Raw genomic sequence first — 12,843 nt, 5'->3', positions numbered from 1 at the left:
TATGCTTTTATTCTATGTCTTTTTGAGGCAATATTGGTTCGTTCATTCTCATTTTTGCTTCTATCGGTGTAAATGAATCATTTTCATGCATTTGATGATAGGTGCGTAATGCTGAAGGAATCAGTGGATTTCTAACATGTTCTAAGATAAGCAGGTTAAAGCCAGACTCGGTTTTAAGCAGCTCTTCAAAATATGCCCTGCCCTGCTTACCATATAAGTAAATCACTTCGGCAATCAGCTTTCGCGCATCGTGGTTGCTTGCCATTTCATAAGCGCTTTTCAAGAATCCTATTGCCTTGCCTGAATTTATATATGAAACTGCTTCAATAATGGCATTCTGGCATATAAAAGGCTGGTTGTTATACATCCTTATAAGGCGAGATTCTATTTCTTTAACACGCATGGTACCCATTGCCAGGATAGCTTCACGGCGAACGTGGTGGTCTTCATGGCTAAGATATTCTGTTAAAGATTCTACAGCAGTAGTTTGCCTGAAGTATGCCACAAGTTTTATAAAGAATTTTATCTGCTGCTTATCCTTACTATACTTAATCCATTTACTGAAGTTAGGCAGGCTCTCCTGATGGTGCAGCACAAATTGCTGCATAAGGCTAATCTGGTCCCACTGGTTCATGTCATTTTCCTGATCAAAAAACTTGAAAGGGTCGTTGTTACTTACACCAATATATGATGCCCTCGACTCTTTTCTTAATGATGAGTTTCTTGAATAGGTATGCGGCAATATCTTGGAATCGGATATTGTAAGGTCGAGCCTTGAAAGCGACTGAAATGCACGAAGGCGTATTTTGGTATTAGAAAAATCAATCCTTTTTTCAAGATAGTCGTCAATTTTTAATCCACTGATAACGCTGTCATAATTGTGCGATTCCATATGTTGCTTTTCCTGCTTAACAACATCTTCGAGCGTAGGGATTAATGAAATATAGGTTTTACGCGAAAGCTCTCCGAAATTTTCTATAAACATACTGTAAACTTCAGCATCGCTATACTCATCTTTCGCGATAAGTATATTACGTAGGAAAGAGAAAATACGCGGACGGAGTTCCTTTACAATTTTCTCGCGTCTTTCTTTATCCCTTCTTACCACAAAAACAATAATCATAAAGGTAAGTGTTGCTGTGCAACTGAAGAAAATAAAGAAAATGGCAACCTGGATAACAAACGGGAACGAACTCAGGGATATCCAAAAGTGTTCAATGTAGTCGAAAAAATACCTCATAATATTAAAATTGTTTAACTTTTAAAGGCCCCCCGTTTTAGCCGATAAATAATAATCAATTAGTGAAATCCTGAATTATATCGCTTTATTTCAAATATTTATGCTAGTAAATTTGGTGTAAAAGTATAAAAAAAACTTTAACAAATATTTAAATATGAGTTATTTATTTTCTTTATTAATATTTAAATATTAGATACAATAAAGCAATATCGCTCTAATAATTTAAATCTTAAACAACAGCAGGTATGAATCAGGTACTTTAATGAGGAGAGATGAACTCATTAATTTTTAATGAAGAATGTATTGTTCGTGCATCAGCACGTTTAAAAACATAAGGTTTTTTACAAATAGCTTTAATAATAGCAAACATAATTTTACGGATTTTTGGGGACACAAATATAGCTTAAATCCTATAAAATACAAATAGATACTAAAAAATTATTAAAATTTAGTTAAAACTGAATGCTACAACACCTCCAAAGAGCATTTGCCACTTATTTTTCCTCACTTTTTGAGATTGCGGGGTAAATGATGAAGCTTTTTTCTCAACAGTCTTAGTAGTAATTCGCTGCTCTGAAACGTGTTCTGTTTCCTTTTTAACCTCACTTTGACCGGCATAGGATACAAGTGTATAAAGTGTATATTCAACTTCTTTAAATATACGGCTGTTTATAAGCAGATTCTCTACACTGGTTTCTTCGTTAAATTCTAAGCACAAAGCAAGATCAGCAACATTCCATATTTTCTTGGATGCATACATATCAAAAATACTTCCCGCTTTACCGGAGGTTAACATACCTGCAAAGTTAAAATGGGTGGCAGTGATAAGCAGTCCGTCGCCAAAAATTTCAGAAAATATAAAATTATCAAAAGCATAGATAATTTTTCCCATAAAACTTTTAAGCTTGTGTACTGCGGGGGCAGTTTTATGCTCTAAAACACTATCAGATTGTATAATACCAACTACGCCCGACTGCTTTGTATCAAAATCATATACAGCATATACATTATAATTTACATCATAAGTATAATTATCTGACGAACGGTACTGTTTTGTAAAAGGCTTATAAGTAAGCAATAACCCATTCTCAAAACGGTGAACAACATTTAGTTCTTCATCTGCCTCCCTACCGTCAAGGTCGAGTACAGCGTAAAACGGAGAATTGTCGCGCTTCGCTAAAACGTAATTATCCTGATTATAAGAAACATCAACAAAATTAGTTTCTATACTTCTATCATACTTGTCTACAAACACCATCCTGTTGTCAGCAGACTTTTTAGTTTTAAAGTTCATGTCTGTACTACATTATTAATAATTAATATATTAATAATAGCACTGCCCGTTATAGGCATGTAGTAAATTATAAACTGTAATTTTGGGTAAGGGGGGAAAGCGGAGTTGATTGTCTAGTTACACCATACATTTTTTAAGTTTTAAAATGGTTATTACATCTATTTTCTTCTTCTTCTTTTAATTTTCGTGGAAAACCAGTAAAGGTACTTTGGTGTGATATGCCATTTTTTTAGTAAGGCTCCTGTGGAAGAGGCTTTCAAAAAATCCTCTTTTGTGGGTACGCATTACCAGCATATCTACCTGCTGATTTTCAATAAAATCCAATATTGTTTGCTCTATATGATCTCCTGCAATATTAAAAAAGTCGATATTGTTGTCTTTATAATACATCTTCCATTCATTAATCCTCTCCTCAATATCTGCCGGGTCATCATCATTTTTTATATACAGGCAATACACCTTTGCCTTAAATTTTTCTGCCAATTCAAGCGTTTTTCTCAGCGCTTCGTTGTCTTTATCTTTATACTGGGTTGTAAAAGCTATACTTTTAACCTGATGATGAAACTGCGCCGCTTTAGGCACGCACAGTACAGGAGTTTGCGTATTTGCTATTACAGCCCCGGCGTTAGAGCCTAAAAAAGCCTCTTTAACACCGCTTGCGCCTGTGGTTCCCATAACCACTAAATCAATATTTTCTTCGTTGCAAACCTTGTTGATGTTATACACAAGATCGCCGTATAAAAGTATATTACGTAATTTTATATGATCCAGTTTTTTATTTTGTGCAATTTTATGCAAAGCAGGTAATTCTTCCCTGAAACTTTCAAACTGGTTAAGCTCTACAATATCAAAAATCTCTTTTGTAGATTCCGGCAACGGAGGCGCTTCCACTATAGGCAAATCATAAACATGCAATATAATTACCTCAGCATCAAAAGAATCTGCAAATTGTAATGCGTAAACAAAAGCTGCATTTGCAGCTTCAGAGAAATCAGTAGGGAACAAAATACGCTTCATAGCTTTAATTTTATAGATTAAATTTAAGAAAAACACGTTATATTTCCTACTTTTTTTCTTACAAATTAACACAAATATAATTCGCTGTACCTTTTGGTAAAGCTGCCTTAACCGCAGGCGTATCAGTAAATTTATGAACGTAATCTAAAAGGCAGATACAGCTTAAAAATGTATCTTTGCAGAAAAAATAAATGACTCTTCAAGATACCATAACTGCCTTAGCAACACCTTCAGGTTCAGGAGCCATAGCAGTTATCCGCATATCCGGCCCTGAGGCCGTCAAAATAGCTGCAAATGTGTTTGAACCTGTCAGGAACAAAGATATAATGCAATGTAAATCACACACTATACACCTCGGTAATATCGTTGAAAATGGTAAAATATTCGATAATGTACTTTTATCCGTTTTCAGGGGGCCAAATTCTTACAGCGGAGAAGACACAATTGAAATTTCATGCCACGGGTCTGTCTACATTCAGCAGCAGATATTGCAACTATTATTGCGTAAGGGCTGCCGTATGGCTAATGCCGGTGAATTTACCTTAAGGGCATTTCTTAACGGCAAGCTTGACCTTTCTCAGGCAGAAGCAGTGGCCGACCTAATTGCAAGTGATAATGAAGCATCGCACCAGGTAGCAATACAACAAATGCGGGGAGGTTTTAGTAATGAAATTGCACGATTGAGAGAAGAGCTATTAAATTTTGCATCATTAATAGAGCTGGAGCTTGACTTTGCAGAAGAAGATGTAGAATTTGCTGACCGGACTCAGTTTAATGCTCTTTTAGATAAAATTGTTTTTGTACTAAAGAGGCTTATAGATTCTTTTGCTGTAGGCAACGTAATAAAAAACGGCATACCCGTAGCCATTGTGGGTGAGCCTAATGTAGGGAAATCTACGTTGTTGAATGCGCTTTTAAACGAAGAACGTGCTATAGTATCTGAAATTGCAGGCACAACCCGTGATACTATTGAAGATGAAATAGTGATTAATGGGATTGGCTTCCGGTTTATAGATACTGCAGGTATAAGGGAAACCGAGGATGTTGTAGAAAGTATAGGTATAAAAAAGACATTCGAGAAAATAGAACAGGCACAGGTAGTTATTTATATGTGTCCGTTTATTGGAGATAAAATTGCATTAAAAACTGTTGAAAGTGAAATTTTAAAAATCAAAGAGAAGTTCCCTCAAAAAGAAATCATTGTCGTTGCCAACAAAAAAGATCTTTACACTGCTTCGCAAACCGAAGAGGTAAAGGCAACACTTCCGACAACAATATTTATGTCGGCAAAAAACAATGAAGGTACGGAAGAACTGAAAACAGAATTACTTTCTCTTATTAATACCGGGGCACTACGCAATAATGAAACAATAGTTACTAATACCCGTCATTACGATTCATTATTAAAGGCATTTGAGGAGATACAAAAGGTACAATGGGGAATGAAATCCGGCATTTCGGCTGACCTTTTGGCTATAGATATAAGGCAGGCTTTACATTACTTCGGTGAAATAACCGGGCAGGTATCTAACGATGAACTTTTAGGGAATATTTTTGCTAATTTTTGTATCGGAAAGTAATAATATAAAATAGGCTGTCTATTTTGAGACAGCCTTCAGGATAAAAGATTCCGAGTATTGCGGACAGCATTAGTATCAGGTTTATCAGTTATGCTATTAACTATTTTAAACTATTTATAATTTGTCATTATAAAGTTGTAGGCATTCCTATACATGATATTAAAAATTACATCAGCAGCATCCACACCATGCATTTGAGGTATAACTGCCCTGTTACTTTTCCAATATTCATTTAAATATTTTATTAAGTTATCATATAATAGGCTTAATGAAATAGCGTCCGGATAAGAATTTAAAGGGTTTATTATTCCATCATAGTCGCTCCCCAGCGCAATACATTCCCACGGATTATCATAAAATATTTTCTCCTTATACGCATATTCCGCTAAAGTAATAATCTGTGTGAAGAGATAGCCTGCATCTTCATATGCGCTGTTGCGTCGGCGGAAAAATCTCTTTATGCTCTTCCAAAACCTGTTCTTATTATAGCCAAGAATCCGCTGGTCCATCTCTATACCGATGATACCCTTTGTTTTATATATAATCCGTACATCTGTATCAAGGTGCATATTAATTTCTTCATTATTATATGCAACCGCGCCATGGCTACATACAACCGGAGGAATATCATCAATATACTCTGTTTCTATCTTTTTATAATATTCCTTACGAGCTTCAAGAGACATATGCTTCACATCAATTAATATTCGCCTCCCATTGGCTCTGCTGAGAAGAAGAGAAATCATTTTATGCCCCCGCTCATTTATTGGCTCTTCTTTATCAATTGGAGTAAAACCTTTGTCCCTCATTCCATATTCCTGATCCAGAAGTTTTCCGGACATATCAAAAAGGCTTCTTGCATGTGTACAGAGCCCGTTGTAAAAATGATGGGCAAAGGTTACAAATAAAGGAGGTGATTCCCATGATTTTACAGTTGCTACATTTTCTTCCATTCTCTCCCACTGTTTTTCGTCCGTCGGATCTCCACCATCACAAAAAGCATGGCATCCTTCATTACTGGGTATTACAATTAAGTTAGCATCACTTTTTAAATGATTAAAATCTTTAAGCAGTTCATATTTTCTGGATTCAGTTAAAACCCGATTTAACGCACAGAGATACATATATTCATTGCATAGATCATTAAAATAATTGTATTTGGAATCCCTGATAAAATGTATTCTTTTTTTACCGAACATGCTCGCGAATTCTGCTATTATAACCTCAAGTGGTTTCAGCTTCTTGTTTCTTATATAAAAAAACTGCTTTTCGATAGGATAAAGGGAAACAAAGGCTATTTTTACCTGAGCATCGGTTAATGTCCTGAAATCGCTTTGTCTGTACCGACATATACCGAACAAACCTTCTACTACAACATCTCGCCGATCCCGGTAATCTACAAACCAAAGGCATGATGATTCGGTACTGCTACGGATATCTGTTCCATAAAAACTGTTTCCGTAGGGTTTAAGTGTAGAATGCACATGAAGATCAATAATAGGGGTTGAAGTTTGCATAAATAAATTGATTTAAAAATCTCTTATAACAAAAATATTTTTCTAAGTGAATTTAAATATACACATTGATGGGTATTATTGACTATCAATAGCTTAAGAATTTAAAAATATGTATACCTGATATTAAACCGCAGCTTATTATAACACAAAACATTTCAGCATATAGATTACAGGCATACAATTAATGAAAAGCTTAAATTTACACCAAAGTAATACCTCGTGAATAAAATACTTATTATAGACGACGAAGAAAAGCTTAGAAACCTGATGGCGCGTATTATAAGCTTGGAAGGTTTTGAAGTGGTGCAGGCCACAGACTGTAATTCGGGATTAAAAACGGCGGAACAACAGGAATTTGATATTATACTCTGCGATGTTAAGTTACCCGATGGAAACGGTGTTGAACTGACAGCTATTTTGAAGGAAAAACACCCCGCAACAGAAGTTATCTTGCTTACAGCCTATGGCAACATACCTGATGGCGTTCAGGCTATTAAAAATGGCGCTTTTGATTATATTGTAAAAGGTGACGATAATAACAAGATCATTCCTTTAATCCATAAAGCCATAGAAAAAGGCAGGCTCACAAAACGGATTTTAAATCTTGAGAGCCGTGTAGATGCTAAATACTCTTTCAGTGCTGTTATTGGTGAATCTAAAAAAATGCAGGAGGCTGTAAATCTTGCAAAGAAGGTAGCCTCTGTAGATACTACTGTGCTGCTTACAGGCGAAACCGGCACGGGTAAAGAAGTATTTGCCAATGCCATACACCAGTCGGGTAACAGGAAAGATAGAAGCTTTGTTGCTATAAACTGCTCGGCTTTTAGCCACGACCTTTTAGAAAGTGAAATGTTCGGGCATAAGGCCGGAGCCTTTACAGGAGCATTAAAAGACAAAAAAGGACTTTTTGAAGAAGCTGACAAAGGCACGATTTTTCTTGATGAAATTGGTGAAATGCCAATAGACCTGCAGGCGAAGCTGCTCAGGGTTATAGAGAATGGCGAATTTATAAAAGTGGGCGAAAGCAAAGTTACCAAAGTAGATGTACGTATTGTTGCTGCCACAAACCGTAACCTGTTAAAAGAAATTGAGGCAGGCCATTTTAGGGAAGACCTGTACTACAGGCTCTCAATATTTGCTATCAACCTGCCACCTTTGCGGGAACGCACTTCCGATATTGAGCTGTTAGCAGATAATTTCCTTAAAACATTCAGCCTTAAAACCAATAAAAAGATAACAGGAATATCTAAAGAGTTCCTTCAATTGCTAAAACTGCATAACTGGCCGGGCAACATACGCGAGCTTAAAAATGTACTGGAACGAAGTGTAATACTCGAAAATAGTTCACAGCTTACGCCGGAGAGCCTGCCTTATGAAATGCAGCAACTTGCGCCTAAAACAGAAACAGGAGCATCTAAAACTTTATCAGCATTTTCACTTGCCGCAGCAGAAAAACTACACATCCAAAAAGTATTAAACTATACTAATGGCAATAAAACAGAAACTGCAAGGCTGCTCAATATTGCTCTTACTACCTTATATCGTAAGATTGAAGAATATAATATCGGTTAATATACTATTATTTTAAAAGTCCCTACCCTATCATTTTGATAGGGTTTTTGGTTTTACAGAACTTCCAAACACTAATTAATAACTGAAAATCAACACGTTATAAAACACGAATAAATCAGGTACAGGTTTTGGCATAAGCTATACAAATTAAAAATATAGATATGCCTTTCTTAAAACATTCGATTGAAGCTAATACACTTCGTCTTGCAGAAATTACTAAGCACTGCCTGAGGCAGAAAAAAATTTCAAGGATTAATAAATGTTTTGCCATTGCTGAAAAACATTTAACAGAAGGAAACACGGCAATAAAAAATGCTATTTCCAACATCTTCCTTTTCTCTGTATCAACTTTCATTGAGATTCAGCACCAATACAAAGTAACGCAGCTGCTGCCGGAAAATTTACTGGCTGAATATCATAAACAGATTAACACCAGTGGTATTTAATAGAAAAAATGGAAACCAAGATTAAAAAGACAATCACCGAATGGCTGCCCGAAGCGTTACAAAATTCAGATACCAATGATGCCAATGATTACCAGATGCTGCACGCAGTTTCTGACTATTGCCTCTCATTACTTAATAATGCAGCCAACACTGAGAAAGTTACCGAAGCTTTTAAAGTAGTAAACATGCTGTATCAGGAAGAACATGCTTACACCAGGCATTGCATCGAAAACGAGTTCATCTGCAATTTTATTGAGAACTCCGCTGCGCTTCGGCTTAAAGATTACCTAAACCTGATGCCACAGCCCCTTAAAGAAGCATTTATAAAAACCCTAATAGAATTATAATCATGACAGCACTTTTTATCCTCTCTCTCGCAGTATTTGGCTACATCGCCTATGTACTCATTAAACCTGAAAAATTTTAATCTATGAACAGCGAAATTTTAGGCATAATAGTCACTTATGGGCTGGTACTCTTACTGGCCATCCCGCTGGGCAGGTATATTGGTAAAGTCTTTAATTATGAGAATACCTGGCTTGATAAAGTTTTCAACCCTATAGACCGGCTTTTCTTTACAATCGGGGGTATTAATCCCAATAAAGAGATGACATGGAAACAGCACCTTGGCTCGCTGCTTACTATTAACCTTGTGTGGTTCATCCTGTCGATGCTCGTGCTTACCAACATGGCATGGCTACCTTTAAACCCTGACCTGAACCCTTCAATGAGCTTAGATCTTGCCTTTAATACATCGGTAAGTTTTGTAACCAATACTAACCTGCAGCATTATTCAGGTGAAACTGCACTCTCCTACTTAGGGCAACTTACACTGATGCTGTGGCAATTTATAAGCGCGTCAACAGGTATAGCTATTTGTGCGGTGGTTTATAAAGCCATGAAAGAGAAAACAGCTGATACCCTTGGCAACTTTTATAGCTACTTTGTGCGTTCAGCCACAAGAATATTGCTGCCTCTTGCATTTGTTGTTGCTTTAATACTGGCTTTTAACGGTACGCCTATGACGTTTGAAGGTAAAGATACAGTAACCACAATAGAGGGTAAAGAGCAAATTATAAGCCGAGGGCCTGTGGCAGCTTTCGTGGCAATTAAGCAACTGGGTACAAACGGTGGTGGCTTTTACGGCCCTAACTCATCTAACCCGATGGAAAACCCTAACTACTTAACTAATATAGTAGAAACGGCAAGTATATTCCTGATTCCGATAGCGTTGGTTTTTGCTTTGGGCTACGTACTTAAACGCAGAAAAATGGCCTGGACTATATATGGTGTAATGACATTAGGGTTCCTGTTGCTGCTTACTCCTTCTGTAATAAGTGAAATGAATGGCAACCCTGCAATAGATAACATGGGTATTGCACAGCAAATGGGTAGTATGGAGGGTAAAGAAGTACGTTTTGGCGCAGCGGCATCGGCTAACTGGGCTACTTATACTACTTGTACCAGTAATGGTTCGGTTAACGCCATGCACGATAGCATGACACCCGTAACGGGAGCGACTACATTACTCGGTATGATGGTTAACTGCTTTTATGGCGGTGTAGGTGTCGGTTTTTTAAACTTTTACATTTTCATAATACTGGCAGTATTTATAAGCGGGCTTATGGTGGGACGTACCCCTGAATTTTTAGGCAAAAAGATTGAAGCACGCGAAATGAAAATTGCCATGATGGTAGCGCTGTTGCACCCGCTGCTTATTCTGGCAGGAACTGCCATTGCCAGTTACCTGTATGCCAATAATCCCGAAGAATATGCCGCATGGCTTGCTAACCCCGGGTACCACGGCTTTAGCGAAATGCTGTATGAGTTTACCTCATCATCTGCCAATAACGGCAGCGGGTTTGAAGGCCTGGGCGACAACACACCTTTCTGGAACTACGCATGTGGTATTGTAATGCTTTTAGCACGCTACCTGCCTATCATAGGGCCGGTTGCCATAGCGGGAATACTCGCTGCTAAAAAGTATGTGCCGGAAAGTTCAGGAACACTAAAAACAGACAACGCAACTTTTGGGTTCATGGTGTTTACTATCATCTTTATAGTGGCTGCCCTGTCATTTTTCCCTGCGCTAACCCTCGGGCCGGTTGCAGAGTATTTCTCAATGTCAAACTAATTTATTTTAGAAATGAAATCTCAAAACACATCATTGTTTCAGGGCGATTTGGTTAAGCAAGCCCTAAAGCAATCATTTATAAAGCTAAACCCTGCCACACTCATTAAAAACCCGGTTATGTTTACGGTAGAAATAGGCACGGCGGTTATGCTGTGTGTATGCCTCTGGATTTTAACAGGCGAGCAATCCCAGGGAGGCTTTGCCTATAACTTTACAGTGTTCATCATACTATTCTTAACCTTGTTATTTGCCAACTTTGCCGAAGCCATTGCCGAAGCAAGGGGAAAATCTCAGGCAGACAGCCTGAGGAAAACAAGGGAAGAAACACCTGCAAAAAAAATAGGAGCCAATAGCAGTGAATATACTGTAGTACCCTCTTCTACATTACGTAAGGGAGATTTGTTTGTATGCGAGGCAGGCGATATTATACCCGCTGACGGTGAAATTACTGAAGGGCTCGCCACAATAGATGAAAGTGCCATTACCGGCGAAAGCGCCCCTGTAATACGTGAGGCGGGCGGCGATAAAAGTTCGGTGACAGGAGGTACAAAAGTACTATCGGACAGGATAGTTGTAGAAGTTACCACACAACCGGGCGAAAGTTTCCTTGATAAAATGATTGCGTTGGTTGAAGGTGCATCGCGACAAAAAACTCCTAATGAAATTGCGCTTACTATTCTCCTTGCAGGGTTTACACTGGTATTCATTATTGTATGTGTAACGCTTAAACCCTTTGCAGATTATGCCAATATAACCATTACCATAGCTTCTTTTATATCATTGTTTATCTGCCTTATTCCTACCACAATTGGGGGCTTACTTTCTGCGATAGGTATTGCGGGTATGGACAGGGCCCTGCGTGCCAATGTAATTACCAAATCAGGAAAAGCAGTTGAGACCGCGGGCGATATTGATGTGCTGCTGTTAGATAAAACAGGTACTATTACTATCGGTAATCGAAAAGCTACCCACTTTCATACTGCAAACGGGGTTGACGAAAAGCATTTTGTAAAAGCAGCTGTTTTAAGCTCCCTGGCAGATGAAACGCCAGAAGGAAAATCGATCATTGAGCTATCAGGAACCGACTCACATTCGGTAAAGATTGACAACCCAAGGTTTATAAAATTTACAGCTGAAACCAGAAGTTCGGGTATAGACTTTGGCGGTACCCGCATAAGGAAAGGCGCTTATGATGCCATGAAAAACCTTGTAGAGAAATCGGGAAATAATTTTCCTGAGCATATTACCGAGATAGTACATAAAATATCGGCGAACGGCGGTACGCCACTCGTTGTCTGCGAAAATGAAAAAGTATTAGGCGTTATAGAGCTTCAGGACATCATTAAAACCGGGATAAAAGAACGCTTTGAACGCTTACGAAAAATGGGGGTTAAAACCGTAATGGTTACAGGGGATAACCCGCTAACCGCAAAATACATAGCCGAAAAAGCAGGTGTAGATGATTTTATTGCAGAGGCTAAGCCAGAAGATAAAATGAACTACATTAAAAACGAGCAGCAGCAGGGTAAGCTGGTAGCCATGATGGGTGACGGCACCAATGATGCCCCTGCCCTTGCCCAGGCGGATGTGGGCGTTGCCATGAACAGCGGCACACAGGCAGCAAAAGAGGCAGGCAACATGGTTGACCTTGATAACGACCCCACCAAACTTATTGAAATTGTAGAAATTGGCAAGCAGCTTTTAATGACAAGGGGAACGCTAACCACCTTTAGTATCGCGAATGATGTAGCCAAGTATTTTGCCATAATTCCCGCACTTTTTATAACCGCAATACCAGCGTTACAGGGGCTAAATGTTATGAACCTGCACAGCCCGGAAAGCGCTATACTTTCAGCAGTAATATTTAATGCCATTATTATACCGCTACTCATTCCGTTGGCTTTAAAGGGTGTAGCTTACAAACCTATAGGTGCTTCGGCGCTGCTAAGGCGTAACCTGTTCATATATGGTATAGGCGGTATTATAGTACCATTTATCGGTATAAAACTGATAGACCTGCTTGTAGCATTATTCATTTAAAAA

General features: G+C 38.1%; 11 protein-coding genes. 7 read left to right on the top strand and 4 right to left on the bottom strand.

The genetic code is table 11. The annotated features are described in order from the left end of the window. Nucleotides 1-7: 7 nt before the first annotated feature. The 3 genes from KJK34_RS02030 to KJK34_RS02020 form a co-directional block, all read right to left on the bottom strand. Nucleotides 8-1,240 (bottom strand): HEAT repeat domain-containing protein, encoded by a 1,233-nt coding sequence (locus KJK34_RS02030; RefSeq protein ID WP_223052174.1) that lies wholly within the window; start codon nt 1,238-1,240, stop codon nt 8-10. A 448-nt stretch (nt 1,241-1,688) separates the two neighbouring features. After that, the gene (locus KJK34_RS02025; RefSeq protein WP_223052173.1) at nt 1,689-2,534 is read right to left on the bottom strand and encodes a hypothetical protein; all 846 of its coding nucleotides are present in this window, start codon (nt 2,532-2,534) and stop codon (nt 1,689-1,691) included. A 177-nt stretch (nt 2,535-2,711) separates the two neighbouring features. Further along, nucleotides 2,712-3,551: a universal stress protein gene (locus KJK34_RS02020; protein WP_223052172.1), complete on the bottom strand. Its 840-nt coding sequence runs from the start codon at nt 3,549-3,551 to the stop codon at nt 2,712-2,714. Nucleotides 3,552-3,742: 191 nt separating this feature from the next. On the opposite strand from KJK34_RS02020, the gene mnmE reads away from it, so the two are divergent. Next, a complete protein-coding gene (gene mnmE / locus KJK34_RS02015; RefSeq protein ID WP_223052171.1) occupies nt 3,743-5,131 on the top strand; it encodes a tRNA uridine-5-carboxymethylaminomethyl(34) synthesis GTPase MnmE in 1,389 nt (462 codons plus the stop codon). 110 nt (nt 5,132-5,241) lie between these two features. Here the strand turns inward: mnmE and KJK34_RS02010 are convergent, their stop codons facing one another. Beyond that, nucleotides 5,242-6,648 carry a membrane dipeptidase gene (locus tag KJK34_RS02010; RefSeq protein WP_223052170.1) on the bottom strand — a complete coding sequence of 469 codons (1,407 nt, stop codon included), beginning with the start codon at nt 6,646-6,648 and terminating at the stop codon, nt 5,242-5,244. Nucleotides 6,649-6,867: 219 nt separating this feature from the next. Between KJK34_RS02010 and KJK34_RS02005 the strand changes: the two genes are divergently transcribed. From KJK34_RS02005 to kdpB, 6 genes are all read left to right on the top strand, one after another. Beyond that, the gene (locus tag KJK34_RS02005; RefSeq protein ID WP_223052169.1) at nt 6,868-8,220 is read left to right on the top strand and encodes a sigma-54-dependent transcriptional regulator; all 1,353 of its coding nucleotides are present in this window, start codon (nt 6,868-6,870) and stop codon (nt 8,218-8,220) included. 161 nt (nt 8,221-8,381) lie between these two features. Beyond that, on the top strand, nt 8,382-8,666 hold the full coding sequence (locus KJK34_RS02000; protein WP_223052168.1) for a DUF7674 family protein: 285 nt from the start codon (nt 8,382-8,384) through the stop codon (nt 8,664-8,666). Nucleotides 8,667-8,674: 8 nt separating this feature from the next. Then, complete coding sequence (locus KJK34_RS01995) at nt 8,675-9,013, top strand: DUF7674 family protein (protein WP_223052167.1); 339 nt, start codon at nt 8,675-8,677, stop codon at nt 9,011-9,013. Between the two features lie 2 nt (nt 9,014-9,015). Next, nucleotides 9,016-9,093: a potassium-transporting ATPase subunit F gene (locus KJK34_RS01990; protein ID WP_223052314.1), complete on the top strand. Its 78-nt coding sequence runs from the start codon at nt 9,016-9,018 to the stop codon at nt 9,091-9,093. 3 nt (nt 9,094-9,096) lie between these two features. Further along, the gene (kdpA, locus tag KJK34_RS01985; RefSeq protein WP_223052166.1) at nt 9,097-10,800 is read left to right on the top strand and encodes a potassium-transporting ATPase subunit KdpA; all 1,704 of its coding nucleotides are present in this window, start codon (nt 9,097-9,099) and stop codon (nt 10,798-10,800) included. A gap of 12 nt (nt 10,801-10,812) precedes the next feature. After that, nucleotides 10,813-12,840: a potassium-transporting ATPase subunit KdpB gene (kdpB, locus tag KJK34_RS01980; RefSeq protein WP_223052165.1), complete on the top strand. Its 2,028-nt coding sequence runs from the start codon at nt 10,813-10,815 to the stop codon at nt 12,838-12,840. The last annotated feature ends 3 nt before the right edge of the window (nt 12,841-12,843 follow it).

The sequence above is a fragment of the Flavobacterium coralii genome, from assembly GCF_019891545.1.
GTDB lineage: Bacteria > Bacteroidota > Bacteroidia > Flavobacteriales > Flavobacteriaceae > Flavobacterium > Flavobacterium coralii.
This window is presented reverse-complemented; position numbering and strand designations above follow the sequence as displayed.